Consider the following 25,497-nt stretch of genomic DNA (forward strand, 5'->3'; position numbering starts at 1 on the left):
GCCAGCCTCCCCTTCCATGGGCGGACCCGGCGCCGCGACGGCGAGGGCCGTGGAGGGCGAGCCGGGTCGGCGGCTCTGTGCAGGAGCCGCTGAATCGTCTGGCTCACGTCCCCCACGCGTCCGAGCGTCGCCGAGCCAGACGAATCGGTCGTGACAGCCCCCTCAGAACAGCAGAAACGTCTGGCTCGCGCCCGCCGCAGCGTGCTGGCTCGCGCCGTCGCAGCGTGCCGGCGCACCCGGCACCCCTCAGCCCTTCGGGGCGTAGTACCGGCCGAGGGTCTCGGCCTTGAGATCGGGCAGCGTCCCGTCCTGCATGGCCGCGCGGATGCGGTCCACGAGGGAGACCGTGAACCGCTCGTTGTGGATCGAGACGAGTGTGTGCGCCACCATCTCCTTGGCCTTCATGAGGTGGCGGATGTAGGCCCGCGAGTAGTTCGCGCACACGTAGCAGTCGCACTCGGCGTCGAGCGGCCCGAAGTCCCGCTTGTACTTCGCGCCCGGCAGGTTGAACCGGCCGTCGCGCGTGTAGAACGCGCCGGTGCGGGCCACGCGGGTGGGGGAGACGCAGTCGAACGTGTCCGCGCCGTTCTCCACGGCCGTGAAGAGGTCGTCCGGCTCGGAGATCCCGAGCAGGTGTCGCGGCTTGTCCTCGGGCAGCTCCTGCGCGCACCAGCCGACGATGGTCCCGAGGTTCTCCTTCTCGAGCGCCCCGCCCACGCCGTAGCCGTCGAAGCCGTTCGACGCGGCGTCCAGCTCCCCGGCCGCGGGGAACTCCGTGCGCATCGCGGAGAGGTCCCGGCAGGCCTTGCGGCGCAGGTCCTCGTATTGCGCGCCCTGGATCACGCCGAACAGCGCCTGGTACGGCCGGTCGGCACGGACCCCGGTGAGGCGGGCGTGCTCGTCAAGGCAGCGCTGGGCCCACCGGCGGGTCCGCTCGAGGGCCTCCTCCTGGTAACCGCGGGAGTTGTGCAGGGTGGTCAACTCGTCGAAGGCGAACATGATGTCCGCCCCGAGGTTGTGCTGGATCTGCAGTGACACCTCGGGCGTGAACCGGTGCTTGTCGCCGGTGAGGTGGGACGTGAACCACACGCCGTCGTCGTCCACGTTGGCCAGGCGCTCCTTGCCGGGGGCGACGGCGTCGTCCGCGCCCTGGCCGGCCGGGGCGTCCGGGCCCTTCATGTCGATGACCTTCTTGAACCCGGAGCCCAAGGACATCACCTGGAAGCCGCCGGAGTCCGTGAACGTGGGGCCGGGCCAGTTCATGAACGCGCCCAGCCCGCCGGCCTCGTCGAGGAGGTCGTCACCGGGCTGGAGGTACAGGTGGTAGGCATTGGCCAGCAGGGCCTGCGCGCCGAGCTCCTTCATGGACTCCGGCAGCACGGCCTTGACCGTGGCCTGCGTGGCCACCGGGATGAACGCCGGGGTCTGGATCTGCCCGTGCGGGGTGCTGATCACGCCGGTGCGGCCCAGCGGGGCGCCGTCGACGCCCCCGGACTCCAGGCGCGAGGTCACCTCGAACCCGAAGTGCGTGGGATGGGCGGGGGCGCTCGCGGCGGCGGGCGACGACGGCGCGCGGCGCCCTCGGGAGGCAGGTGCGGGGGTGACGGACATGCGTCTCAGCGTAGTGGCGGCGTGCGGCGCGGGCGGCTGCTCAGGCCCCCGCGCGCTCGGCCACGGCGACGGCCACCGCGAGGTCCTGCCACGGCATGCCCGTGGTCACGAACACGCCGGGCCTGCCCGCCGGCCGACGCGCCGTCCCCGCCGCGAGCTCGGCGAGCGTGGCCACGTCTTCGATCCCGCGCAGCGCGCCGGCCTCGATCGCCAGGAGCACGTCCCCGGCCTCCCGCAGGGCGGAGTCCCGGGACTCCACGGCCACGAAGCCGCGCCCCATGAGGACGTCGTCCAGCTCTCGGGCGTCCGGGGTGTGGGCGCCCATCGCGACGACGACGGCGTCGTCCCGCACGAGGTCGCCGTCGAAGAAGGGCCGGGTCGCGGACGTGGCGCACACCACCGCGTCGCCCTCGGCGGCGGCCTCCGCGCCGCCGGTGTCCGCGTCGACGCCCAGCTCCCGTTCGATCCGTGCGGCCATGGCCTCGGCCTTGAGACGGTTCCGCCCGGCCACCGTGATCCGCTCCAGCGTGAACACGTCCGCGAACGCCACGGCGTGCTCCCACGCCTGCACCCCGGTGCCGAACACCGCGAGGTGACGCGGCGCCGTCGTCCCCATCAGCCGGACACCCAGCGCGGAGACCGCCGCGGTGCGCAGGTTGGTGAGCTCGAGCCCGTCAATCACCGCGCGCGGGGACTGCTCCTCGCCGCCGAAGAGGACGTAGACGCCCTGGATGAGCGGCCGGTCCCGCGCGGGATTGTCCGGGGAGACGGTCAGCAGCTTCGTGCCGGTGTCCGTGCCCGCCGTCGAGGGCATCTGCAGCAGCTGGCCGTGCGCGGTGTCCAGGCGGGTGCGCGGGGCGTCGTGCTCCGGATCGACGCCGGAGCGCAGCGCCGCCTCGAGGGCGTCCACGGCCTGCGTGGGGGTCAGCGCCGCGCGGACGGCGGGGCCGGGGACGTAGGGCAGGGAGGACGGGGGGACGTCGTTCGCGGTCATGGCCTCCACGGTACGGAAGGGATGGCACGGAAGAGGCGGCCCCCGTCAGGGGGCCGCCTCGTCTCCGGGGGTCCCGCTCGGCTCTCGCCGGCGGGCCCGCCTCATCCGCGCATCACTGCACGCGCACGGTGGTGGTGTCCACCACCCTGCCGTCGTGCAGGATGTCCACGGTGCCCATGTAGGGGCTGACCCCGTCGGTCTCCAGGGTGCCGTGGAAGACGTGCGTCTCTCCGGGCTTCACCGCGGCGGAGGCCGGGTCGAAGGTCAGCACGCCGTTGTCGCCGCCGCCCTCCTGCGGGAAGAACACCCGCAGCGTGTAGTCGATCGGCGCGTCGGAGGGCAGGCCGTCCGCGCCCGGCTTCGCGACCACGTAGACCTGGTGCTCGGGGGCCGAGCTGTAGATCCGGCCCTGGTAGACCTCCGTGCCGGTGCCGCGCGTCGTGGAGCGGGCCACGGGGTAGCCGGACCACGAGCTCGTCACGTAGACGTCCAGGTCCACGTCGGGCGCGGTGGTCTCGGCCTCGATCCGCACGGTGGGGTAGCCGCGCGGGTACGCGAAGTCGTGAGCGGTCAGGGCCGCGTCGGCCTTGTCGAAGAACGGGCGGCGCACCGTGGTGCCGGTGTGCTCCTCGCCGCGGGTCAGCCCGTTCACGCGGGTGGTGAAGGTCCCGTCCACGCCGGAGAGGACCGGCAGCTCGAGCGAGTCGGCGTCCCGCTCCACGGTCACGGTGGCCGGGGCGTCGGCGACGCCGGGGCGCACGACCACGGGGATCCGCACCCGCTGCTCGGCCGGGCCGGTCCACACGATGTGGCCGGTGGCCCACTCGCCCGCGGGAGCGCCCGCGGCGGTGACGGAGATGTCCACGTCCGCGTCGGCCCCGCGGCGCGGCTTGATGACCTGTGGGGAGACGGAGACGTCGAGGCCCTCGAGGCCCTCCACGTGCGCGGTCCACTCGCCGTTGGAGCGACCCACGTTGGTGAGCGTGCGGGTCACGGTCTGCGAGCCGTAGAGCTCGCCCATCGCGATCGAGGGGACGTTGAGGTCCGAGGCGTCGATCGGGTTCTCGGAGACCGGCTCGCCGGTGGCCGCGAACGTGATGCCCTGGCCGGCGAGGTAGTCGAACCAGTCCTCTCGGTCCGAGTCGAACACGAGCCCCGGGTCCATCATCGTCGTGGGGTCCACGAAGCCCGCGCCGCCCGCGAACGGGGACGTCTCGGACGCGTGGTCGCGCGCCGTCGTCATCATGGCGGACTTGATCTCCATGGGGCTGAACTCGGGGCGTCCCTGCTTCACGAGCGCGGCGAGGCCCGCGATGTGCGGGGAGGACATCGAGGTGCCCGAGACGTAGGCGAAGTCCTCGCCCGCCTCCTCCGGCGAGTATGCGGCGAGCACGTCCACGCCGGGGGCGGAGATGTCCGGCTTCAGCAGGTCCGACTCGGCGGCCAGGGACGGGCCGCGCGAGGAGAAGCCCGCGACCTCGGGGACCAGGGTGGTGGTGCCCTCGTTCGTGGCCAGGATCTGGCCGGTGGCGTTCCCGGCCCGCACGTAGGCCAGCAGGGCATCGCGGTTCGTGTGGTCCAGGTGCACGGAGGGGATCGCGTGCAGGTCGGCGTTGAGGCCGGCGTCGGTGACGTTCACGAGCACCATGCCGACGCCGCCGGCGTCCTTGACCACGGTGGACTTCTGGGCGCGGGCGTTCTCGCCGCGGTCGCAGACCACGATCTTCCCGGCCGCCTTCGCGGAGTCGAGGGTGCCCGGCAGGCACAGGGCGGCCTTCGCGGGGTCCGCGCCCGCGGCGGCGATGTCGCCGGCGTAGACCAGGGCAGTGGAGGCGGGCAGCGGGGCGGTGACGGAGGAGCCGATGAAGCGCTGGCCGTCGCCGGTCACGAGCGTGTGCTCGTAGACCGCGTGGCTCGAGGCCGCCACGGTGGTGATCCACGGCGAGGGGTGCGCCGTCGTCGAGACCGTGGGGCCGGAGTTGCCGGACGAGGCCGCGACGAACACGCCGGCGGTGGCGGCGTTCATGAAGGCCACCTCCACCGGGTCCACGACGTTGGTGCTCGTGCCGGAGATCGAGAAGTTCACGACGTCCACGCCGTCGGCCACGGCCGCGTCGATCGCGGCCACGGTGTCCGAGGTGGCGCAGCCGCCGCCGGTGACGCCCTCCCAGCAGGCCTTGTAGGCGGCCACGTGGGCGCCCGGGGCCATGCCGGAGACGGTGCCGCGCTCGAGGCCGTCCACCGTGGCGGTCACGTCCTTGTTGCCGGCCGCCGTGGAGGCGGTGTGGGTGCCGTGGCCGCCGGCGTCCAGCGGGGAGAGGGTCTCGACCTCGGCCAGGCGGGCGGCGCCGAAGCCCTGCACGAAGTACTTGGCGCCGATCAGCTTGTCGTTGCACGAGTCGGCGGGGAACGCCTCCGCGTCACCGGTCTCGCAGCCGCCGGCCCAGTCCGCGGGGGCGGCGGGGTGGCCGCGGTCCTGGAAGGAGGCGGCCTCCGGGCGGATGCCGCTGTCGATCACGCCGACGACGACGCCGCGGCCGGCCTGCGCCTGATCGCCCTTCTTGCCCAGGAGCCCCGCCCACACGCCCTTCTTGCCCGTGAGGCCGAGGAAGTCGGGGGAGGAGACGGTGTCCATCTGGCGGATCTCGTCCGGCACGACGGCGAGCACGGCCGGGTCGGCGGCGAGGGCCGCAGCCTCCTGCGCGGTGAACGTGCCGGAGAATCCGTTGAGGGCGGTGGTGTACCGGGTGTGCGGGGCGCCGGCGCCGGTGCGCTCGAGGACCGTGTCCTGCTTCTTCGTCAGGTGCTTGGCGTAGGCCCGGGCGTTCGCGCTCTTGGGGTTGAAGCCGTTGTCCCGGCCCTTGCCCTTGCCGGGGCGGGTGGGGGCGTACCCCTCGGTGCCGCCGTCGTAGGAGGCCACGGGGGCCTCCGCCAGGACGACGACGTAGGCGCCGTCCTCGAAGGTCTCGGGGGCGGGCGCGGTGCGGGACGTGTCCGCCGCGGCCCCGGTGACGGCGGTGACCGCGTCGGGATCGGGGGCGGCCGAGCCCTGCTCGGGGGCGGCCCCGGCGGCGGCGGCGCCGGAGAGGACCAGGGCGAGGGCCGAGGTCACCCCGAGGGCGCGGTGGCGACGAGTGGGCGAGTGGGTCATGAGGATCCTCCGTGAGTGACGGGACGGCGCCTGGGCGACGTTCCCGCCATCCCACCACCGTGAGGTGCATCACGCACCCCTGTGAGGTAGCGTCAACGTGCCATGACGCCCTTGCGCCACGCCGCTCCCCCCGCCCTCGACCCCGAGGAGCTCGCCGCCTTCCGCGCGCTCCTCGCGCGGCCCGAGACCCGGACCGATGACGTGGACGCCGCCGCGCTCGCGCACCTGGAGGCGCTCGGGCTCGTCCGGCGGCACGACGACGGGTCCCTTGCGGTCCAGTCGCCGCACCGGCCGCTGACGGCCGAGGCGAACCGAGCGCAGGCCCGGGCCGACGCCCTGCGCGAGGCGGCCGAGTCCCTGCACGCCGAGTTCCGACGTCGTGCCGGCGCGGGGCGCGAGTCGCTGGACGTGGTGGTGGGGGCCGCGGAGATCGTGGAGGCCGCCGTCGGGATCGCGCGCACGGCGCGGCACACCGTGCGCGGCTTCGACCGCGGGCCCTACTTCCACGCCGACCCGCTGCCCGAGTCCGCGCAGTCCCGCTCCTCCGCGCGGGGCGTGAAGTGGCGCGTGATCTACGAGGGCGACTCGCTCCGCGGCGAACCGCCCGAGCGATGGGAGCTGATCGGGTCCACGCCGGGCGAGACGGGGCGCGTCATGCCGCACCTGCCGTTCAAGCTCCTGATCGCGGACGACGCCGTCGCGCTCGTGGGACTCGTCGGCCCCAGCCCCGGCTCCGGGGAGGGTCTCGTGGTGCGCGGCGCCCTGCTCGTGGACGCCCTCGTCCGTCTGTTCGAGCAGCAGTGGGAGCTGGCCCTCCCGGTCTCCTCGGGGGACCACGGCGCGCTCGACCCCCACGACCGCCGCCTGCTCGCGATGCTCAGCACCGGGATGACGGACGAGGGCATGGCCCGATCGCTCGAGGTCTCCCGCCGCACCGTGCAGCGGCGCGTCTCTGAGCTCGCACGGCGCATGGGCGCCGAGGGGCGCTTCCAGCTCGGGGTGCAGGCCGCCCGTCGCGGCTGGGTGTGACCCGGCCGTCCCGACGTCGGGCCCGTCAGCCCTCGTAGGCGCGCCGGAAGTTCTCCAGGATCCGCGGCGGCTCGGGCGCGGTCGTCGCGGCGATGCGCGCGAACGTGGCATCGGACTCCTCGGGGGCGAAGTACCCGTGGTGCGCGTAGATCCGCAGGCGCTCCAGGAGCCCGGCCTGGTCGAGCTCGGGGTGGAACTGCGTGGCGTACTGGTGCTCGCCGAGGCGGAACATCTGCACCGGGCACGTGACGCCGGACGCCAGCACGACGGCGCCCTCCGGCAGCTGCGTCACGGCCTCCTTGTGGCCCACGTAGGCGGTGAAGTCGGCCGGCATCCCCGCGAGGAGGGGGTCTGCCGCGCCCTCGTCCGTGAGGGTGACCGTGACGGGCCCGGCGGACTCGCCGTACGTGCCGTCCACGAGCGCTCCCACGTGACGCCCGAGCGTGCCGACGCCGTAGCAGCAGCCCAAGAACGGACGGTCCTCGGCGAGCACCACCTCGAGCATCCGGGCGAGCTCCGACTCCACGCGCCGCTGCAGTGCTGACTTCGTGTCCTCGGGGTCGGAGGTGGTGTAGGGGCTGCCGGGCAGGATGACGCCGGCGTGCCGGGCCAGGAGGTCACCCCAGTCGGGGCGGGCGTCGGGTGCGGCGCCGAGATCGCGGCCCAGCTGCATCGCGGTCAGCTGTCCGTCCGCGAAGCCCCCGAGGCGCTGCACGGCCTCGGCCTCGGCCAGCGCGGCGTCCACCTCGGGGCGCGTCTGGACCAGGAGGAAGGGGCGCTGCGGGGTGGAGGTCATCGGAGCAGACTAACCGGCCGCGGGCGGGTCTGCGCCGGGTCGTCGTCATGGGACGCCGCGCGTGTCCCTCTGCCTCGCGGGCCGCGTCCCGTGGCCGGGCACGCCCCGCTCAGCGTCCCGCCGCCGCCTTGGACTCCACCGTGCGGGCCAGCTCACGCAGCGTCCCGAGCTCCCGGGAGATCCGCGAGTCCAGGTCCGCGTCCGTGAGGGTCTCGGAGCCGCCGCGCGCCCGCAGGTAGAGCAGCTGGGCGAACCGGGCCCTGCGCCACTGGAACTCGGCGGCGGCGTCCCGGGCCTGCAGGGCCTTGGAGATCTCCCGCTCGTACAGCGGCGGGGCGTTGAGCTGGCGCTGGCGCACCTCGAGCACGCGGGCGGCGCGGCCGGGTTCGCTGGGCACCTCGTCGGCCTCCAGGAGGCGCTTGCCGAGGTTGGCGGCGGTGATGTGCTCGCCCTCCTCCCGCAGGATCTGCGCGGCCAGGGCGAGGGCGGCCTGGATGGACTTCCAGCGGCCCACGGCCCCGTCCCACGGCAGGTTCGTCAGCAGGCCGAGCGTGGCCAGCGCGCCCTCCACGTCCTCGTGCAGCAGGTACATGCGCGCGGCCATGTCGAAGAGGTCCTCGAGCTGGGATCCGGAGCGCAGGTTCAGCCCGTGGGAGAGGCGGGCGGCCGTGGCCACGAGCTCCGGGTCGTCCAGGTGGCGCTGGCCGACGGCCACGATCCGGGACTCGGGGGAGCCCGCGTCCACGGGGGAGAAGGCCGTGTCCGCCGCGGCCTTGCGCTCCTCGGGGCGCTCGGTGCGCACCCGGATCACGGAGCCGTGGGCGATCCTCACCTCGCGGCCGCCCTCCAGGGTGGCGATCACGAGTGCGGGCGTGCCGAAGTCGTCCCGCACGGTGCGCACGGAGGCCACGGCCGGGGCGGGCTCGCCGCGGCGGGTGAGGAAGGAGTCGCCCGGCTGGACCTCCTGGGCCTTGAGGTGACGGAGGTAGCCGCCGCTGACCGGTGCCACGCTCATCGCCCCCAGCCCACGTGGGCGAGCGCCTGGCGGAGCAGGTTCCCGCGGCCGCCGATGAACTCGGCCTGCACGTCCTCGCTCAGCGCCTCGTCCGGCGTGAGCCACGTCAGCTCCAGCGCGTCCTGGCGCGGGCTGCACTCGCCCGTCACCGGCACCACGTAGACCATCGAGACGGCGTGCTGCCGGTCGTCGGTCAGCCCCGTCTCGGACGGCGCAGGGAAGTACTCGGCCACGGTGCACGGCACGATCGACGGTGGCAGCTGCGGGAACACGAGCGGGCCCAGGTCCTTCTCGAGGTGGCGCATGAGCGCGGCGCGGATCGTCTCGCGGTACATCACGCGGCCGGAGACGATGGTGCGCTGGAAGCGGCCCTCGTCGTCGGCCACGTAGAGCAGGCCGATCTCGGAGACGTAGCCGAGCGCGTCGAGGCGCACCGGGATCGCCTCCACGTAGACCATGGGCAGCCGTCGGCGGGCCTCGTAGAGGTCCTCCTCGGACAGCCATCCCGGATTCGGGTCGGGGGTGCGCACGCTCATGGCTCTGTTCTACCGGAGTTCCGGGCTCGGGGCACGTCGGGCCGGCGCGTTCCGCCCTCGGCGAGGGGCACGACGACGGCGCGGCTCAGTGCGCACCCGGGCCCCACGTCGCGCGGAAGTACTGCCGGGCCATGGGGGCCTGCTCCGCGCTCGCCCCCAGCTCGAGGGCCGCCTCGACCGGCCAGTTCGGGTTCGCGAGGGCCGCCCGCCCCACGCACACGGCGTCCGCCGCGCCGGAGACGAGCACCTCCTCCACCTCCTGCGGCGTGGTCAGGGAGCCGACGGCGGACACCACCATCCGCTGCGTCCCCTCCTTCACCGCCCGCGCCAGGGGCACCTGGTAGCCCGGGCCCTTGGGGCCGTGGTACCGGTCGCCCAGGCCCGCGGAGGAGACGTCCATCCAGTGCACGCCCTCCTCCTCGAGGATCCGGGCCAGGCGCACCGTCTCCTCGATGCCCCAGCCCTCCTCCACCCAGTCGGAGCCGGAGATCCGCACGCCCAGGATCTTGTCCGCGGGCCACACCTCGCGCACGGCCGCCACGAGCTCGCGCAGGAACCGCGTGCGCCCCTCGAAGTCTCCGCCGTACCCGTCCGTGCGGGTGTTGGTCAGCGGGGAGAGGAACTGGTGGATGAGGTAGCCGTGTGCGGCGTGCAGCTGCACGGCGCCGAACCCGGCCTCGTCCGCGCGACGGGCGGCGTCCGCGAAGGCGCGCACGGTGCCCGCGACGTCCTGCTCGGTCATGGCGCGCACGTTCGCCGGCATCGAGGTGGCGGGCACGCCCGAGGGCGAGAGGGTCGCCCACGCGTCGGGGCCCTCCAGGATCGGCTCGCCCGCGGGCACGCCCGGGTGCATGGGCACGGTGGAGGCCTTCGCTCCGGCGTGGCCCAGCTGGACCGCGGGCACCGCGCCCTCGGCGGCGACGTACGCGGCGATCGGCGCCCACGCGTCCCGCTGCTCGTCGTTCCACAGGCCGGTGTCCCACGCGGAGATGCGCCCCTCGGGCGTCACCGCCGTCGCCTCCGCCACCACGATCCCGAAGCCGCCCGCAGCCCGTGCCCCCAGGTGCTGGAAGTGCCAGCCGTGGGGGACGCCGTCGCGGGCCTCGCACGCGTACATGCACATGGGCGGCAGGATCAGGCGGTTGCGCACCTCGACGCCGTTGATCGTCAGCGGCTCGAGGATCGCGGGCAGGGCGGGAGAGGTCGCGTCGGTCATGGCCTCACCTTACGAGGGCCCCCGGACCCCGGACCCCGGACCCCGGACCCCGGAGGCCGTGCGGCGCCGCCTCGCTACCCTGGCGGCATGCCCTCCTACCGCACCCGTCTGCAGATCGGCGACCTCCGCCCCGGCCATCGCCCCGAGGAGGTCATGGACCTCGCCGAGGCCGCCGTGCAGGCCACGCACGTGCTCGCCGCGAAGGACGTCGAGGTCGTCTCCCGGGTGCCGCGCATCGTGCTGCGCTTCACCGTCCCCGCCTCGCACCGCGCGGGGGAGGACGCCGAGGCCGTGGGCGTCGGCGCGCGGATGGCGGAGGCGGTGTCCGGCGTCGCCGTCACGGGGCGCCTGGACGTCCTGCGGCGCGACGGCGGCCGCTGGGTCCCGGTGCACGCCGCGCCGTGAGGGTGACGCGCCCTGAGCGCACGGGGGACACCGCGCTGCGCCGTCGACCGGCCGCGCGACGCCGGTCGGGGCTCAGGGGGTGAGGCTCGCGTCCCGCTCCACCTGGCGCACCCACGAGCGGCGCACGGCGACGGCGAGCACGAGGGCGAGGGCCCCGAACACCGCGGTGAGGCCGACCCAGGCGCTCTGCTCGGCACCGAGCGGGGGCGGCAGCAGGCGCGGGAGGCCGAGGTTCAGCAGGGTCCAGCCCATGCCCAGCGCGACCCCCATGCGGCCGCGATCCGTCAGCGCCAGGTGCAGGCCGAGGACCAGCACGGCCAGCAGCAGGAGGGTGGCGAAGAGCTCAGTGGGGAACCACGGCAGGGCCACGCCCCACGCGTTCAGCGCCGAGCCCAGCGTGGTGGGCAGGCCGGCCAGCAGGACACCGGCGAGCAGACCGGCGGCGCCGTCGGTGACCACCCGCTCCGCGCCCGTGCGCGCGGGCCGGTCCGTGAGACGCCGGATCACGCGCACCATCAGCGCCAGGGCCACCAGCCACACCAGCACCTCGAGCCCCCACGGGACGAGCACGGCGAGCGGGAACCACGTGCTGACGGCCAGGAGCGCGCCGGCCAGGGGCCAGCCGACCTCCCGCTGCCGTGAGGAGGCCGCCTGCCCGGGGGCCCACTGGTGGAGCACGTGCACGCCCACCGCCGCCCACAGCCCCGGCCACACGAGCGGGTGCAGCGGATACAGGGAGAAGACGGTGGTGGTGAAGCCGTAGCGGCCGTCGTGTGCGGCGCGGTAGGAGCCGAAGTCCAGGGCGTCCAGCCCGGGGAGGCGGCCGAACAGGCCCAGGCCCCACGCGCCGGCGAGCACGAACACCAGCCACGCGAGCGTCAGGCCGGCCTGCCGCCGGCGGTCCTTGGCCGTCGCCGCGCGGCGCGGCTCGGGCGCACCCAGGGGCGCAGTGTAGGACGGGATCAGGGGGATCGCCGCGGTCGTGGGGCCGTCGGGTGCCGGCGCAGGAGCGGCCGCCGAGCGGATGGCCTCGGCCTTCGTGCTCAGGCGGTCCCGGCGGCGCCACTCGGGCAGCGCGACGCGGGCGCGGGCGAACAGCTCCTCGTCCGTCACGTCCTCGTCCGGGTGGGCGAGGAAGGGCCGCTGGGACGCCACGGGGATGATCTCCGGGCCCTCGAGCTCGCGCGCCGCCCGGTAGAGGGCCTGCGACTCCCGGTCCTGGTGGGCGCGCAGCCGGCTCGCCTCCTCGAGGGCCTGCTGGTCGCCCAGGTGGCGCTCGCGGTCGGCGAGCAGGCGAGCCTGGCTCAGGGCGCGGTCCGCGGAGTGCCCGGCGTAGCGGCGCGCGCGCTCGATCCAGCGCCGGCGCGCCTCCTCCGCCTCCCGGCGCAGACGCTCCTCCTCCGCGCGGCGGCGGCGGCGCTCGGCCTCCTTGGCGGCCGCGGCCTCCTGGCGGGCGCGCTCGCGCTCGTCGGCCTCGCGGCGCAGGCGTTCGGCCTCCACGCGTGCCGCGTGGCGCCGGCGCTCCTCCTCCGCCAGGAGCCGGGCGTGCTCGGCCTCGGCGCGCCGGCGCTCACGCTCGGCGGCCTCCGCCTCCTCCCGGGCGCGACGCTCGGCCTGGACGCGGGCGCGCTCGGCGGCCACCTCCGCCTCGCGGCGGCGCCTCTCCTCCCGCTCCTGGCGGTGGCGGGCGGCCTCCTCGGCCTGGCGGGCCTTCTGCTCGGCGCTCGCGCGGCGCTGGCGCTCGGCCTCCCGCTGCCGGCGGGCCCGCTGCTCCCCCTTGCGGCGGCGGGCGAGCTCGGCGGCGCGGCGACGGCGCTCCTGCTCCTCGGCCTTTTCCAGCGCCAGGGCCTCGGCCGCGCGCCCGGGGTCGACCGTCGGGGCCGCCTCGGGCTCCACCGGGCGGTGGCCGAGGGTCCCCACGAGGGGCGTGGTGAAGCGGGCGAGGTCCTGGCCGCCGATCCGGTCGAGGATGGCGCGCAGGTCTCCGTGGGAGCGCTGGCCCGCCGGCGAGCCCTCCGCGCGCAGGCTGTCCATGGCGGCGTTGACGTCCGCGCGGCGGCCCTCACGAGTGGTGCGCTGGGCGGGCGTCTCCGGGCGCGTCGGCGTGCCGCGCAGGGCGCGCGCGTGGCGCTTGATCTGCCGGCGGGAGATCTCCCCGGGGGCGGCGAGCGCGTGCCGCGGGCGCGAGCGAGGGCTCTCGGAGGACTCCGCGGGCTCGGGAGACGCGCCGGTCATGCTGCCCCCTTCCCGGATCGTCGGCGCCATGCCACGATCCCCGCGATGATCATCCCTGCAAGGGTACCCAACGCCACCCCCACCAGTGCCGACGCCCACCAGGGGAGCCCGGTGGTCTGACCGGACACCCACCCGAGCCCCACCATGTAGACGCTCCAGGTCAGCGAGCCGAGGCCGGAGAGCCACAGGAACACGGGCCACCGGATGCCCGCGATCCCCGCCGCGGCCATGGAGGCGGTGCGCCCGCCGGAGACGAACCGCAGCACGAACAGCCCCGCGAGGCCCGTGGCCGGCCCGGCCTTGACCAGCAGGGAGCGGATCCCGCGGTGCACCCAGCGGCCCCACGCCCAGCGGTCGAGGCGCCTGGCCAGCCCGTGCCGGAAGAGCGCGTACAGGCCGATGTCGCCCGCCCAGCAGCCGAGCCACGCGGCGAGGACGGACGCCCACAGGCTGACCCGGCCCGCCAGCGCGAGCGAGCCCGAGCCGATCACCAGGATCTCCGACGGCACCGGCGGGACGGGCGCGTCGAGGGCCACGAGCAGCGCCGTGAGCGGGTGGAACCACGCGCCGAGGCGGTCCAGGAGGTCCGCGGGTCCGGTCTCCGTGGAGGCCGCCGTCAGGGCGGTCATGGCCGTCATCGCGGACGCTCCTGGAGCTGTGCCGGGGAGGCGAAGGTGCGCGGCACGCCCGTGACCGGGTCGGTGAAGCTCAGGGACCGAGAGAGCAGCTGGAGCGGGCGGGCGAGGTCGTCCGGCGCGGCGTCCAGCAGCTCGGGGTAGAACGGGTCGAAGGCGATGCCCAGGCCCAGCGACGCGAGGTGGATCCGCAGCTGGTGCGTCCGCCCCGTGCGCGGGGTGAGCCCGAGGTGCACCACACGCCGCCCCGCGAGCATGCCCGCCGAGCGTCCGACGCCCAGCACCTCCACGCGCGTCTCCGCGTTGGCCCCGGCGTGGGCCGCGTTCGACTTCTTCGTGCGCACCGGCGCCCCGGCGGCCCGGCCCGAGGCCGCCGCCGGGATCTCCTCGACCACCGACCGCAGGATCCCCCTGTCCTTGCGGATGCGGCTGCGGATGGTCAGGGGGAACCGCGTGAGGCGGGGGTCGTCGTCGGGGCGGGCCGCGTCGTCGTCGGGGTCCGCGGGCGACTCCGGGAGCACGGCGACCGCCTCGTACCGCTTGGCCACCGCGCGCCGCTCGAAGAGCAGGTGGTAGGCGCCGCGCGTGGCGGGGTTGGCGGAGAACATGACGACGCCGGCCGTCGCCCGGTCGAGGCGGTGCAGGGGCACGAGGTCGTCGAGGCCGAGCTCGTTGCGCAGGCGGACCAGCGCGGTCTCCTGGATGAAGCGCCCGCCCGGCGTGGTGGGCAGGAAGTGGGGCTTGTGGATCACCACGAGGTGCTCGTCCGCGTGGAGGATCTCGTGGGCGACCGGCAGGGGCTGCTCGTCCGGCAGATCGCGGTAGTACCAGAGGTCCTCGTGCGCGCCGAGCGGGGTGTCCGCGGGGATGGGCGCGCCGTCCACGGCCACGACCTCGCCCGCCGCGAAGCGCCGCCGGATGCCGTCCGGGTCCACGTGGCCGAAGCGGTCCAGCACGTACTCCTGCACGCTCGCCCAGGGCCCGGAGGAGGGCAGGCGCAGTCGGGTCGCGTTGACGCCGTCGCGCAGGGGAAGGGGGGAGGTCACGGCCACGGCCCCATCATTCCAGGCCGGGTGGACGGGCCCGCGCAGTCAGCCCTTCACGGGGGAGCCGGTGCCGGTGGTCTCGTCGCCGCTCTCGGGGGAGCGGTCGCGCGGGCCCAGCACCACGACCTCGTCGGCCGGCTCAGTCTTTCCGAACACCTCGCGCGCCGGGACGTGCCCGCCGACGTCGACGATGACCGTGTCCAGCACCGCGCCGGAGGGGACCGTGGCGTCGCCGAGGAGAAGGGATCCGCGCACCGTGGCGCCGGCCTCGACCACCACGCCCGGGCCGACCACGGAGTCCACGACCTCGCCCGCGATGCGGCAGCCCGGGCCGAGCAGTGAGCCGGTGACCCGCGCGTCGGGGGCCACCCACGCCGGGGGCGACTGGCGTGCGTTGGTGAGCAGCGGCCAGCCCTCGGCGGTGAGGTCCAGCCCGGTGCCGTCGAGGATCTCGCGGTGGGCCCGGAAGAACGCGTCGAGCGTGCCGATGTCCCGCCAGTAGCCCTCGAGGCGGTGCTCGCGGACCCGCCCGCGGTCCACGAACGCGGGGATGATGCTCTCCCCGTAGTCGCCGAGCGAGCCGCCGACCGGATCGCCGTCCTCGTCGGTCTCGCCGTCCTCCTTGGTGCCGGCCTCGTCCTCGGCGGCCAGGAGCTCGCCCACCACCTCGGAGAGCGCCGCGACGTCGAACACGAACACCTCCGTGGCCACGAGCGAGCCCTCGGGGTCCTCGGGCTTGTAGTCGTAGGCGGTGACGGCGCCGTCGTCGTCGGCCTGGACCACGCCGAAGCGGGAGGGGTCCTCGTCCGTCCGGGTGGTCACGACGGTGAGCTCCGCGCCCGAGGCCGCGTGCTCGGCCAGCACGGGGCGCAGGTCCAGCTGGTAGAGGTGGTCCGCGGACATCACGACGACGGTGCTCGCCCCGAACTGCTCCAGGACGGGCACCTGCTGGGCGATCGCGTGGCCGTTGCCGCGGGAGAAGCCCTCTTCGGCGCGGCCCTGCGCGGGAGGCAGGATCCGCAGGCCGTGGCGCGTGCCGTCGAGGTCCCAGGGGCGGCCGCCGGCCAGGTGCTGGTTCAGCGTGAACGGGCGGTACTGCTCCACGATCCACACGTCCTGCAGCCCCGAGTGCGCGAGGTTGGACAGCGCGACGTCGATCAGCCGGTACTGGCCCGCGAGCGGGACCATCGGCTTGGCACGGGCCTGCGTCAGCGGCATGAGACGCCCGCCGGTGCCGCCGGCGAGCACGAGCGCGACCGTGGCGCCCTCCGGGTCCTTCGGGAACGGGTCGGCCATGGGACCACCGTAGTCACCACTGGCAGTTCGGGCACCACCACAGCTGCCGCTCGGCGTCCTCGGGGGAACCGTAGTCCTCCTTGCGCACGCGCCCGCCGCAGCGCAGGCACGGGAAGCGATCGTGGCCGTAGACCCAGTAGCTCGGCTGCCGGCCGCGAGGCGGTCCGTCGAGGACCTCGATCGCGAACGGCCGGGACTCGTTGCGGCGGACATGCGTCGTGGCCCGCTGTGAACCGATCACCGGCGACGCCGGCGGGACGTTGGCGCGCAGCAGGTCCCCGGCCAGCAGGACGAGTCCCGGGACGTCGTCGACCTCGCCGATCGGGCGGTGGGGGTCGATCCCGGCGAGCAGCAGCGTCTCGCAGCGGTAGATGTTGCCGATCCCGGAGACGAGGCGCTGGTCCAGCAGGGCCAGCCCCACGGGACGCCCGGGCCGCTCGGTCAGGCGGCGCACGCCCTCGGCGAGCAGTGCCGCGGCGGTGGCGGGGTCGGCCCACCCGGGGTCGAGCAGGTCGGTGCCCAGGTGGCCCACCACCGTGTGCTCGCGATCCGTGCGGACGAGCTCGAGCAGGCCCAGCTGCGCGCCGATCACGCGGTGCTCGTCCGTCTCCAGCACACACCGCACCTGGCACGCGGGCGCGCCCCAGGGCGCGTCGAGGCCGGAGTCGAGCCAGCGCCCCTCCATCTTCAGGTGGGAGATCAGCGTGAGGGGCGCGGCGCCGTCGTCCTCGGCGGGTGGCGTGAGCCGCATCAGCAGGTACTTGGCCAGCGGCCGCACCTCGGCCACCGTCCACTCCTCGAGGCGCGCGGTGGCGTGCCGGGGCACGCGCAGGTCAGCATGCCGCAGCACCCGTCCCGCGAGCAGGGGGCGCAGGCGGTGCGCGGCGCGGACGAGGGAGTCGCCCTCGGGCATGTCAGGCCACCGCCACGACGGCGGCGCTCACACCGCGTTGAGCTGCCACGTCACGCCGAAGCGGTCGGCCACCCACGCGAAGCGGCGGGAGAAGCCGTAGTCGTCCGGGGGCATGAGGTCGGCGCCGCCGCCGGAGACGAGGGCGTCGTGGATCGCGTCCACCGCCGTGGGGTCCGGCAGCTCCACGAAGAGGCTGATCGAGGGGGTGAAGGAGAAGCCGTGCGGGGTGAACGAGTCGAAGAAGCGCAGCCGCTGGCCCGCGATCTCGAGCTCGCCGTGCGAGACCTTGCCCGCCCACTCGGCGCCGCGGGGCGTCGAGTCGTCGAACAGGTCGCGGCGGACCTCGGTGACTGGCAGGTGCTCCACGAACGCGGTGAGGTAGGCGTCCATGGCGGCGCCGGCGTCCCCCTCGAACATGAGGAACGGCGTCACGGAGGGCTCGGAGGGGTGCGGCATGGACTCGCCGAGGAGCTCGGCCTCGGGGTCGGCGCCGAACGGGCCGTCCGGCTCGGACGGGGCCACGGGATCCGTGCCGGCCAGTCCGCTCGCGGGGTCGTGCGTCAGGGTGTCCTCGGCGGTGCTCGGGTTCTCGCTCATGGGCGCGAACCTACCCGGCGCCGCCCGGTGCTGTCGTGCGCCCGCCGCCCGAGCCGCCACGCCTCCCGCGTGACGCCATGATGACGCGCCGCGGCTGCGGTGGGGCCTCCCCACGACGGCCTGCCTCAGCTGCGGTACCGGATGCCCGACGGCGACGAGTAGAACCCCGCGTCGAGCATCGCCCCGGAGAGGGGCGTCCCGAGGATGGGCGCGCCGTTGACCTTCTCGAGGCTCAGCCGCTCCGTCCTCCCGGTGCGCAGCGCCCACACGAGCGCCGCCGCGGCGGCCCGCAACTCCGCGGCGTGCTCCGTGAAGCACAGCAGGGTCTTGCCGCCGCGCTCCATGTACAGCACCAGCCGGCCGCGGATCAGCACGACGACGGCGCCCGCCTTCCGGCCCGGCCGGTGCCCCGTGGGGACCACCCCGCCCGGGCCCGGCGGCACCGAGGGCCAGTCGAGGGCCGCGCCGTAGGGGTTCGCGGGATCGGTGGCCGCGAGCGCCAGCGCCGGTGGGTCCGGCTCCTCCGGCTGGGCATGGGGGTTGACGGCCGGGCGGCCGGGCGGCGGTCCGAGCGGGCTGACCCAGCCAGAGGGCGGACCGCCGATCGCGCCGGGACCGTCCGCGCCGTCGTCGTCCCCGCCCTCCTCCTGCGCGCGCTGGAAGCCGCGCAGCCGGTCCACCACGGCGCCCGTGGAGAACTGGGCGCCGCCGAGGCCCTCCACGAAGTGGCCGCGGCGCACCTGGCCGGCGTCCTCCATGCGGGTGAGCAGCTGGTACTGCCCCGCGAAGCCGCCGGGCACCTCCTCGGCCACCACGGAGCCGCGCGTGATCACGCCGTAGCGGTCCAGCAGCAGCTCGGCGGTGGCGTGGGCGCGGACGGTGGGGTCCCGCTCCGCCTCCGGCAGCAGGGACCAGCGGCCGGCCGCGCGCGCCTGCTCCGCGGCGGAGAGCCCGCCCACGCCGGGGGCGATGCCCGCGCTCGCCGACCCCGCCGCGCCGTCGCCGGCTGCGAGGCCCGCGTACCGGCCGCGCCCGCGCACCCCCGCCAGCCGACTGCCCAGCCCGCGGCCCGCACCGCCCGTGCGAGCGGTTCGCGCCCGCGGGGACTGCCTCCCCGTGCGGTGCGCGGTCTTGCCGAGCGAGAGCAGTCCGCGGACGGGGGCGAACGTGTCATTGCCGACCTTGCCCTCCCACACGAGTGCCCACAGGGCCTCGAGCACCGCGGGGCCACGGACCGGCTCAGCCCCCTGTTCGGCACCGAGGGCCAGCACCCTCTCCACGAGCTGCGGGAAGAACCACGCGCCGCCCGAGCCGAGCACCGCGAGGATCCGCTCGCGCAGCGCGGCGTCCGCGGGGGCGGGCCCCTGCTGGGCCTCGGGAAGGCGGAGCGTGAGGTCCACGGCGTCGGCAGGGTGGATCGCCACCCAGCCGTCGTTGCCGGCGGCCTCCGCGGTCCCGGACCACACGTACTCGCCCGTGGAGAGCAGCTCGTCGAGCATCGTGGGCGCGTAGTCCCGCACGCGCGCCGGCAGCACGAGGGACTCCCACGCGCTCGCGGGCAGGGGCATGCCGGCCAGCTGGTCCAGGGCGACGGCCACGCCGTCCACGCCCTCGAGCGACGCCGGGGACGGGTGCCCGGGGCGGGGGCGCAGGTGCTGCCAGTCGGCGAGGAACCGGCCGTAGGCGGCCTGCTCCACCGGCTCCACCTCGGCGCGCAGGGCGGCGAGGGAGCGGCGGCGGATGCGGCGCAGCACCTCGGACTCGCACCACTCGGCGTCCAGGCCCGTCGCGCCGGGCGCGCCGTCCGGGCGGAACGCGCCGGTGCTGACGCGGCGCTCGGAGGCCAGGCGCTGCAGCACCCCCAGCACGACGGCGCCGCCCAGTCCGAGCGCCGCGCCCGCCTCGGCGGCCGTGAAGGGCCCGTGGGTGCGGGCGTAGCGGCCCACGAGGTCGCCGAGGGGATCCTCGACCGGCTCCAGGAACGTGACCGGCACGCCCATGGGGATCGGCACGCCGAGGGCGTCGCGCAGGCGGGCCGCGTCCTCGACCGCCGCGTAGACCTCCCCGCCTTCGCGGCGCAGGCGGAACGCCCGGTTGGCGCGGACGAGCTCGTCCAGCATCCCGGCGACGGCGGCCTCGTGCGCGGCGGAGTCCGGCTCAGACGCGGGTGTCTCACCGGCGGCCGGCTCAGGGTCCGCCGCCCCTGCCTCGACCTCCGGCAGCGTCCGCCGCGCCGCCTCCACCACGGTGAGCGGGCCCACGAGCCGCAGCAGGTCAGCGAGGCCTTCGGCCCCGCGCACGCGCCGGTCCGGGGCGAGCCGCTGCAGCTCCGCCTCGACGCCGGCGATGACGTCCGCGTCCAGGAGCTCCCGCAGCTCCTCCGTGCCGAGCAGCTCGGACAGCAGCGCCGGATCGAGGGACAGGGCCGCCGCGCGGCGCTCGGCCAGGGGGGAGTCGCCCTCGTAGATGAACTGGGCGACGTACCCGAAGAGGATGGACTGAGCGAAGGGCGAGGGCGCCGTCGTCGTGACCTCGACCATGCGGATCGCACGCGACGCGAGGCGGGCGGCGACGTCCTTGAGGGCCGGGAGGTCGTAGACGTCCTGGAGCACCTCGCGGACGGTCTCCAGGATCACCGGGAACTGCGGGAACTTGCGGGCCACGTCCAGCAGCTGGGCGGCGCGCTGGCGCTGCTGCCACAGGGGCGAGCGCCGGCCGGGGTTGCGGCGGGGGAGCAGCAGGGCGCGGGCGGCGTTCTCGCGGAAGCGGGCGGCGAACAGCGCGGATCCGCCGACCTCCGCCGTGACGATCTCGTCCAGCTCCTCCGCCGTGAACTCGAAGAGCTCTGCGCCCGGCGGCTCCGTGTCCATGAGGGGGATGCGCAGGACGATGCCGTCATCGGCGGCCATCGCGGCGCCGGAGCCGGTCTCGAGGCCGTAGCGCTGGGCCAGCCGGGCGCCCACCGCGAGCGCCCAGGGCGCGTGGACGGCCATGCCGAAGGGGGAGTGGAGCACCACGCGCCAGTCGCCGAGCTCGTCCGTGAACCGCTCCACCACGAGGGTCTTCTCCGTGGGCAGCGTGCCGGTGGCCTCGCGCTGGTCCTTCAGATAGGCCAGCAGGTTGTCCCGTGCCCAGGGGTCAAGGCCCGCGGCCTCGAGGCGGGCGGGCGCGGACTGCGGGTCCGCGTCCACCTCGCGGCGGAAGCGCCCGACGGCGTCGCCGAGCTCGGCGGGGCGTCCGGCGGCGTCGCCGCGCCAGAACGGGAGCTTGCCCGGCTGGCCGTAGGCGGGGAGCACCAGCACGCGGTCGGCGGTGATGTCCACGATCCGCCATGACGTGGCACCGAGCAGGATCACGTCGCCCACGCGGGACTCGTAGACCATCTCCTCGTCCAGCTCGCCGACGCGGCGGCCGCCCGAGCGCGCGGAGCCGGCCGAGGACTTCGCCGCGGACTCGCCGGTGTCCCCGTCGGCGGCCGCGCCGTCCCGGCCGCCGCCCGCGCCGGAGGAGTCCGTGGCCAGGAAGACCCCGAACAGGCCGCGGTCCGGGATGGTGCCGCCGGAGGTGACGGCCAGACGCTGGGCGCCGGGGCGGCCGGAGAGCGTGCCCTCCTCGCGGTCCCACAGGATGCGCGGGCGCAGCTCGGCGAACTCGTCCGAGGGGTAGCGGCCGGCGAGCAGGTCCAGCACAGACTCGTAGGCCGAGTGCGGCAGGGCCGAGAACGGGGCGGAGCGGCGCACGAGGTCGAACCAGGCCTCGGCCTCCACGTCCTCGATCGCGACGGCGGCCACCGTCTGCTGGGCCAGGATGTCCAGCGGGTTGGCGGGGACGCGCAGGGACTCGATGCACCCGGCCACCATGCGTTCGGCGACCACGGCGGTGTCGACGAGGTCCCCGCGGTGCTTGGGGAAGAACACGCCGCGGGAGACCTCTCCCACCTGGTGGCCCGCGCGGCCCACGCGCTGCAGGCCCGAGGCCACCGACGGCGGCGACTCCACCTGGATCACCTGGTCCACCGCGCCCATGTCGATGCCGAGCTCGAGCGAGCTCGTGGCCACGACGCAGCGGATCTGCCCGGTCTTCAGCGCCTCCTCCACGATGGCGCGCTGCTCCTTGGAGACGGAGCCGTGGTGGGCGCGGGCGAAGTCGGAGACCGTCCCCGAGCCGGTGCCGGTCTGCCCGGCCACCTGGGCGGGTCCGTGGACCGGGGTGCGCGGCGTCGCGGGGGCCGCGTCCCGCTGCGCCAGCCATCCGGCGACGACGTCGCCCGCCTGGGCCGGCTCGCGGAAGCCCGGGACGGCGTCGGGCAGGTCCGCGGCGGCGGCCGCCTCCTGGCGGGCCTCCCAGATCTCGTTGAGGCGACCCGTGAGACGTTCGGCGAGGCGGCGGGAGTTGGCGAACACCAGGGTGGAGCGGCGCTCGGACACCAGGTCCACGATCCGCTCCTCCACGTGCGGCCAGATGGAGCCGCCCATCGCCGCGCCCCCGTCGGCCCCGCCCGGGGCGCCCGCCGGAGAGGATCCCGGACCCGTGTCCTGGGCACCCGAGGGGGCGGAGAGGTCGGTCATGTCCGGGATGGGGACGCTCACCGTGAGGTCCCACTGCTTGGCCGAGGCGGGCCGCACGATGGTGACCGGCTGCACGCCGCCGAGGAAGCGGGCGACCTCGGAGGCCGGCTCCACCGTGGCGGAGAGGCCGATGCGCTGCACGGGCCTCTCGAGCAGCGCATCGAGGCGCTCGAGGGACACGGCCAGGTGGGCGCCGCGCTTCGTGCCGGCGACGGCGTGCACCTCGTCCACGATCACGGTGCGCACGCCGGCCAGGGCCGAGCGACCCTTCGAGGTGAGCATCAGGAAGAGGGACTCGGGCGTGGTGATGAGGATGTCCGGCGGGTCCTGCAGCAGAAGGCGCCGCTCTGCCGCGGGGGTGTCCCCAGACCGCACGCCCACGCGCACCCGCGGCACTGCCCGGCCGAGGGTGCGTGCGGTCTGCGTGATGCCGATCAGCGGGGCACGCAGGTTGCGCTCCACGTCCACGCCGAGCGCCTTGAGCGGGGAGATGTAGAGGACGCGGGTGGCGGAGACCTCCGGGTCCGCGGGCTCGCGCACGAACGAGTCCAGCGCCCAGAGGAAGGAGGAGAGGGTCTTGCCGGAGCCCGTCGGGGCGATCACGAGGGCGTGGCGGCCCGAGGAGATCGCGTCCCACGCGCCCACCTGCGCCGGCGTCGGCCCCTCGAAGGCACCCGTGAACCACGCGCGGGTGGGCTCGCTGAAGCGGGAGAGGACGGCGGCGGCGCTCGGGGCGGGCGCCCCGGCCCCCTCGGCGCCGCTCATGCGTGGTGGTACGGCCGGCCGGCGGAGATCTCCTGCGCGCGGTAGACCTGCTCTGCCAGGATGAGGCGCACGAGCTGGTGCGGGAAGACGAGGCCGGAGAGGGACCACACGCGGTCGGACCGCGCGTGGACGCGCTGGTCCACCCCGTACGCGCCGCCGATCACGAGCGTGACGGGTGCGCCGACGTCGAACTGCGCCTGCAGGTGCCGGGCCAGGCCGGGGGAGTCGAAGCCATTGCCGCGCTCGTCCAGGAGGATCACGTGCTCGTCCCCGCCGACCTTGGCCAGGATGCGGTCCGACTCCTCGGTCCGGGCCGCGTCCTCCTGCCGCGCGGAGTGGGGGAGGAGCTGCCACGTGAGGTCGTAGGGCCTCTTGAGGCGCCGCTCGTAGCGTGCGATCCCGTCCGAGACCCACGCTTCATGCTTCTTGCCGACGGCGAGCACCTTCACTGACATGGGGTCCATGATGGCACCGGGGCCGGACGCGCCAGGCACCCGACCCCGGTCGTACGACCCGGTGACGTCAGTCGACGCGCTGCGTGACCTTCGCCCGCTCGCCGGGTGTGCCGCCCCTGCGGGCCAGGAACATCAGGACGCCGGCGGCAGCGAGCGCGAGGCCGGCCAGGCCCATGAGCACCAGGCCGATGCCGGGGCTGGCGCCGTGGCCGGCCACCCTCCCGATGTTCGCGAAGCCGTCCACCATCAGGAACAGGCCGGTGAGGACAGCCAGGACGCCGGCGGCGATGCGCGCCCACGCCGCTGAGACCAGGAAGGCCGCCACGCACAGGGCGATGGTGAGCAGCAGCAGGGCCAGGATGATCCCGGCCTCGTCCGCGCTCGCCTCCAGGAAGCTCTGGCTGATCCGGCCGCCGAAGAGGCTCACGCTCGCGGCCGGCAGGAAGAGGGCGAGCAGGGACACGAGGGCGGAGGCGACCGCTGCGAGCGGCGCCCACGGGTAGCGCAGGTGAGGGGCACGGCGGTCCAGGGATGAGGCGTTCGCCGGCGGGGTGGGGCCCGCGGCGGGATCGGTGGTGGGGGACAAGGGGGGCCTCCAGGGCGGTGAGGGAGCGGCGGTGACGCCGCGCACTCTAGTGGAGGGCGGGGAACGGCCCGTGAACAGTCTGTGCGCCCGATGTGGGTGCATGACGAAGGCCCCGGTCAGCGCAGGATCACGCGGGACTCGGGGCCTTCACATCTGGCGGTGACGGTGGGATTTGAACCCACGGTACGGGGTTACCGTACACAGCATTTCGAGTGCTGCACCTTCGGCCGCTCGGACACGTCACCAGACTGGGACACTCTACCCGAGCGGCCGCGACGCGCCCAAACCGGCCGCGGGCCGTCGTCGTCGTCGGCCCCGGAGCCGGCCGTGCCCGGCCATCCGCTCATTCCCGGTGCGCGGCGAAGAACCCGCGCAGCAGGGCGGCGGACTCCGCGGCGCGGACGCCGCCGCGCACCTGCACCGTGTGGTTGAAGCGCGGGTCCCGCACCACGTCCAGCACGGAGCCGCACGCGCCCGCCTTGGGATCCCATGCCCCGAACACAACGCGCGGGACGCGGGCGAGCAGCAAGGCCCCCGCGCACATGGGGCAGGGCTCGAGGGTGACCACGAGGGTGGAGTCGGTGAGGCGCCATCCGTCGCCGCCGCCCGAGGCCGCCAGGGCCTCGGCCGCGCGGCGCAGCGCCAGGACCTCGGCGTGGGCGGTGGGGTCGTGGTGCTGCTCGCGCTCGTTGCCCCCCGCCGCGAGGACGGTCCCGTCCCCGGCCACGAGGACCGCGCCGATCGGGACGTCTCCGGCCTCGCCGGCGGCGCGGGCGACCCCGAGGGCCAGGCCCATCCAGGCGTGCTCCTGCGCAGAGGTGGGCGCGGGGGCAGACACGGAGGACACGGAGGAGGGCACGGCTCCAGCGTACGGGGGACGGTAGCGTGGGAGCATGCGCGTTCACGTCGTCGACCACCCCCTCGTCGCCCACAAGCTCACCGTCCTGCGGAAGCGGGAGACCCCCTCGATGATCTTCCGCCAGCTCACCGAGGAGCTGGTGATGCTCCTGGGCTATGAGGCGACGCGCGACGTCGCGGTGGAGCCCGTGACGATCGAGACGCCCGTGACCACGACGACGGGCACCCGCCTGGCCCGCCCGCGTCCCCTCGTGGTGCCCATCCTGCGCGCGGGCCTCGGCATGCTTGAGGGCATGGTCAAGATGGCGCCCTCCGCGGAGGTCGGCTTCCTGGGCATGGCGCGCAACGAGGAGACCCTCGACATCGTCACGTACGCCGAGCGCCTGCCCGCCGACCTGACCGGACGCCACGTCTTCCTCCTGGACCCGATGCTCGCCACGGGCGGGACCCTGGTCGAGGCCATCCGCTTCCTCTACGAGCGCGGTGCGGCACGGGTGACATGCCTCTGCCTGCTTGCGGCGCCGGAGGGCATCGCGCGTCTCGAGGAGTCCCTGGGCGACATGGAGGTGGACCTCTACCTCGCGGCCCTCGACGAACGGCTCAACGAGCGCTCCTACATCGTCCCGGGACTCGGCGACGCGGGAGACCGCCTCTACGGCCTGGCCGAGTGAACCGGCTGCACCGCCGGTCCCGGCGCTGCAGCCCGCTCCCCGAGACCCCCGCTCCGGCGGGGGTCTCGTGCTTTCGGTGACCACCATGTCGAATGTGTCGTCCACCAGATGGACGGGCG

General features: G+C 75.2%; 20 protein-coding genes and 1 tRNA gene. 3 read left to right on the top strand and 18 right to left on the bottom strand.

Annotation, left to right across the window (positions count from 1 at the left end):
• Positions 1 to 246: 246 nt before the first annotated feature.
• The 3 genes from tgt to AAG742_RS01635 all read right to left on the bottom strand — a co-directional run bounded on the left by tgt (position 247) and on the right by AAG742_RS01635 (position 5,756).
• Positions 247 to 1,611: a tRNA guanosine(34) transglycosylase Tgt gene (gene tgt / locus AAG742_RS01625; protein WP_248118041.1), complete on the bottom strand. Its 1,365-nt coding sequence runs from the start codon at positions 1,609 to 1,611 to the stop codon at positions 247 to 249.
• A 40-nt stretch (positions 1,612 to 1,651) separates the two neighbouring features.
• The gene (locus AAG742_RS01630) at positions 1,652 to 2,605 is read right to left on the bottom strand and encodes an ornithine cyclodeaminase family protein (protein ID WP_343282217.1); all 954 of its coding nucleotides are present in this window, start codon (positions 2,603 to 2,605) and stop codon (positions 1,652 to 1,654) included.
• Positions 2,606 to 2,717: 112 nt separating this feature from the next.
• Positions 2,718 to 5,756: a S8 family serine peptidase gene (locus tag AAG742_RS01635; RefSeq protein ID WP_343282218.1), complete on the bottom strand. Its 3,039-nt coding sequence runs from the start codon at positions 5,754 to 5,756 to the stop codon at positions 2,718 to 2,720.
• Positions 5,757 to 5,858: 102 nt separating this feature from the next.
• Between AAG742_RS01635 and AAG742_RS01640 the strand changes: the two genes are divergently transcribed.
• Positions 5,859 to 6,785 carry a LuxR C-terminal-related transcriptional regulator gene (locus AAG742_RS01640; RefSeq protein WP_248118045.1) on the top strand — a complete coding sequence of 309 codons (927 nt, stop codon included), beginning with the start codon at positions 5,859 to 5,861 and terminating at the stop codon, positions 6,783 to 6,785.
• A gap of 25 nt (positions 6,786 to 6,810) precedes the next feature.
• On the opposite strand, the gene AAG742_RS01645 is transcribed toward AAG742_RS01640, so the two are convergent.
• From AAG742_RS01645 to AAG742_RS01660, 4 genes are all read right to left on the bottom strand, one after another.
• A complete protein-coding gene (locus tag AAG742_RS01645) occupies positions 6,811 to 7,581 on the bottom strand; it encodes a glutamine amidotransferase (protein ID WP_298713606.1) in 771 nt (256 codons plus the stop codon).
• Between the two features lie 109 nt (positions 7,582 to 7,690).
• Positions 7,691 to 8,596: a DUF6707 family protein gene (locus tag AAG742_RS01650; protein ID WP_248118051.1), complete on the bottom strand. Its 906-nt coding sequence runs from the start codon at positions 8,594 to 8,596 to the stop codon at positions 7,691 to 7,693.
• The gene (locus tag AAG742_RS01655; protein ID WP_248118053.1) at positions 8,593 to 9,132 is read right to left on the bottom strand and encodes an NUDIX hydrolase family protein; all 540 of its coding nucleotides are present in this window, start codon (positions 9,130 to 9,132) and stop codon (positions 8,593 to 8,595) included. The genes AAG742_RS01650 and AAG742_RS01655 overlap by 4 nt, the downstream gene beginning before the upstream one ends.
• A gap of 85 nt (positions 9,133 to 9,217) precedes the next feature.
• Positions 9,218 to 10,348, bottom strand: a complete 1,131-nt coding sequence (locus AAG742_RS01660) for an NADH:flavin oxidoreductase/NADH oxidase (protein ID WP_343282219.1) — start codon at positions 10,346 to 10,348, stop codon at positions 9,218 to 9,220.
• An 87-nt stretch (positions 10,349 to 10,435) separates the two neighbouring features.
• Between AAG742_RS01660 and AAG742_RS01665 the strand changes: the two genes are divergently transcribed.
• Complete coding sequence (locus tag AAG742_RS01665) at positions 10,436 to 10,753, top strand: hypothetical protein (protein ID WP_248118058.1); 318 nt, start codon at positions 10,436 to 10,438, stop codon at positions 10,751 to 10,753.
• A gap of 72 nt (positions 10,754 to 10,825) precedes the next feature.
• On the opposite strand, the gene AAG742_RS01670 is transcribed toward AAG742_RS01665, so the two are convergent.
• The 11 genes from AAG742_RS01670 to tadA form a co-directional block, all read right to left on the bottom strand.
• Positions 10,826 to 12,988, bottom strand: a complete 2,163-nt coding sequence (locus AAG742_RS01670) for a hypothetical protein (protein ID WP_343282220.1) — start codon at positions 12,986 to 12,988, stop codon at positions 10,826 to 10,828.
• Positions 12,985 to 13,626, bottom strand: a complete 642-nt coding sequence (locus tag AAG742_RS01675) for a VTT domain-containing protein (protein ID WP_343282221.1) — start codon at positions 13,624 to 13,626, stop codon at positions 12,985 to 12,987. Before AAG742_RS01675 ends, AAG742_RS01670 begins: the two co-directional genes overlap by 4 nt.
• Positions 13,623 to 14,675, bottom strand: coding sequence for a pseudouridine synthase (locus tag AAG742_RS01680; protein WP_343282222.1), 1,053 nt, complete (start codon positions 14,673 to 14,675; stop codon positions 13,623 to 13,625). Before AAG742_RS01680 ends, AAG742_RS01675 begins: the two co-directional genes overlap by 4 nt.
• Before the next feature lie 39 nt (positions 14,676 to 14,714).
• Positions 14,715 to 15,965 (bottom strand): sugar phosphate nucleotidyltransferase, encoded by a 1,251-nt coding sequence (locus AAG742_RS01685; protein WP_343282223.1) that lies wholly within the window; start codon positions 15,963 to 15,965, stop codon positions 14,715 to 14,717.
• A gap of 13 nt (positions 15,966 to 15,978) precedes the next feature.
• A complete protein-coding gene (locus AAG742_RS01690) occupies positions 15,979 to 16,878 on the bottom strand; it encodes a DNA-formamidopyrimidine glycosylase family protein (RefSeq protein ID WP_343282224.1) in 900 nt (299 codons plus the stop codon).
• Positions 16,879 to 16,905: 27 nt separating this feature from the next.
• Positions 16,906 to 17,475, bottom strand: coding sequence for a VOC family protein (locus AAG742_RS01695; RefSeq protein ID WP_298713594.1), 570 nt, complete (start codon positions 17,473 to 17,475; stop codon positions 16,906 to 16,908).
• A 125-nt stretch (positions 17,476 to 17,600) separates the two neighbouring features.
• Complete coding sequence (locus tag AAG742_RS01700) at positions 17,601 to 22,808, bottom strand: DEAD/DEAH box helicase (protein WP_343282225.1); 5,208 nt, start codon at positions 22,806 to 22,808, stop codon at positions 17,601 to 17,603.
• Entirely contained in the window at positions 22,805 to 23,263 is a 459-nt protein-coding gene (locus AAG742_RS01705; protein ID WP_343282226.1) for a 23S rRNA (pseudouridine(1915)-N(3))-methyltransferase RlmH, read from the bottom strand. Before AAG742_RS01705 ends, AAG742_RS01700 begins: the two co-directional genes overlap by 4 nt.
• 67 nt (positions 23,264 to 23,330) lie before the next feature.
• Positions 23,331 to 23,849: a hypothetical protein gene (locus AAG742_RS01710; RefSeq protein WP_248118074.1), complete on the bottom strand. Its 519-nt coding sequence runs from the start codon at positions 23,847 to 23,849 to the stop codon at positions 23,331 to 23,333.
• Between the two features lie 154 nt (positions 23,850 to 24,003).
• Positions 24,004 to 24,094 (bottom strand) — tRNA-Ser (locus AAG742_RS01715).
• Between the two features lie 98 nt (positions 24,095 to 24,192).
• Entirely contained in the window at positions 24,193 to 24,744 is a 552-nt protein-coding gene (gene tadA / locus AAG742_RS01720) for a tRNA adenosine(34) deaminase TadA (RefSeq protein ID WP_282442796.1), read from the bottom strand.
• Between tadA and upp the strand changes: the two genes are divergently transcribed.
• Positions 24,743 to 25,378 carry a uracil phosphoribosyltransferase gene (gene upp / locus AAG742_RS01725; RefSeq protein ID WP_248118076.1) on the top strand — a complete coding sequence of 212 codons (636 nt, stop codon included), beginning with the start codon at positions 24,743 to 24,745 and terminating at the stop codon, positions 25,376 to 25,378. The genes tadA and upp overlap by 2 nt on opposite strands.
• Positions 25,379 to 25,497 lie beyond the last annotated feature (119 nt).

The sequence above is a fragment of the Micrococcus sp. 2A genome (assembly GCF_039519235.1).
Taxonomy (GTDB): domain Bacteria; phylum Actinomycetota; class Actinomycetes; order Actinomycetales; family Micrococcaceae; genus Micrococcus.

Bases quoted from the DNA above. Each gene is read 5' to 3' on its own strand.
- tgt (WP_248118041.1), bottom strand. From the start codon at position 1,611: ATGTCCGTCACCCCCGCACCTGCCTCCCGAGGGCGCCGCGCGCCGTCG.
- AAG742_RS01630 (WP_343282217.1), bottom strand. From the start codon at position 2,605: ATGACCGCGAACGACGTCCCCCCGTCCTCCCTGCCCTACGTCCCCGGC.
- AAG742_RS01635 (WP_343282218.1), bottom strand. From the start codon at position 5,756: ATGACCCACTCGCCCACTCGTCGCCACCGCGCCCTCGGGGTGACCTCG.
- AAG742_RS01640 (WP_248118045.1), top strand. From the start codon at position 5,859: ATGACGCCCTTGCGCCACGCCGCTCCCCCCGCCCTCGACCCCGAGGAG.
- AAG742_RS01645 (WP_298713606.1), bottom strand. From the start codon at position 7,581: ATGACCTCCACCCCGCAGCGCCCCTTCCTCCTGGTCCAGACGCGCCCC.
- AAG742_RS01650 (WP_248118051.1), bottom strand. From the start codon at position 8,596: ATGAGCGTGGCACCGGTCAGCGGCGGCTACCTCCGTCACCTCAAGGCC.
- AAG742_RS01655 (WP_248118053.1), bottom strand. From the start codon at position 9,132: ATGAGCGTGCGCACCCCCGACCCGAATCCGGGATGGCTGTCCGAGGAG.
- AAG742_RS01660 (WP_343282219.1), bottom strand. From the start codon at position 10,348: ATGACCGACGCGACCTCTCCCGCCCTGCCCGCGATCCTCGAGCCGCTG.
- AAG742_RS01665 (WP_248118058.1), top strand. From the start codon at position 10,436: ATGCCCTCCTACCGCACCCGTCTGCAGATCGGCGACCTCCGCCCCGGC.
- AAG742_RS01670 (WP_343282220.1), bottom strand. From the start codon at position 12,988: ATGACCGGCGCGTCTCCCGAGCCCGCGGAGTCCTCCGAGAGCCCTCGC.
- AAG742_RS01675 (WP_343282221.1), bottom strand. From the start codon at position 13,626: ATGACGGCCATGACCGCCCTGACGGCGGCCTCCACGGAGACCGGACCC.
- AAG742_RS01685 (WP_343282223.1), bottom strand. From the start codon at position 15,965: ATGGCCGACCCGTTCCCGAAGGACCCGGAGGGCGCCACGGTCGCGCTC.
- AAG742_RS01690 (WP_343282224.1), bottom strand. From the start codon at position 16,878: ATGCCCGAGGGCGACTCCCTCGTCCGCGCCGCGCACCGCCTGCGCCCC.
- AAG742_RS01695 (WP_298713594.1), bottom strand. From the start codon at position 17,475: ATGAGCGAGAACCCGAGCACCGCCGAGGACACCCTGACGCACGACCCC.
- AAG742_RS01700 (WP_343282225.1), bottom strand. From the start codon at position 22,808: ATGAGCGGCGCCGAGGGGGCCGGGGCGCCCGCCCCGAGCGCCGCCGCC.
- AAG742_RS01705 (WP_343282226.1), bottom strand. From the start codon at position 23,263: ATGTCAGTGAAGGTGCTCGCCGTCGGCAAGAAGCATGAAGCGTGGGTC.
- upp (WP_248118076.1), top strand. From the start codon at position 24,743: ATGCGCGTTCACGTCGTCGACCACCCCCTCGTCGCCCACAAGCTCACC.
- tadA (WP_282442796.1), bottom strand. From the start codon at position 24,744: ATGCTCCCACGCTACCGTCCCCCGTACGCTGGAGCCGTGCCCTCCTCC.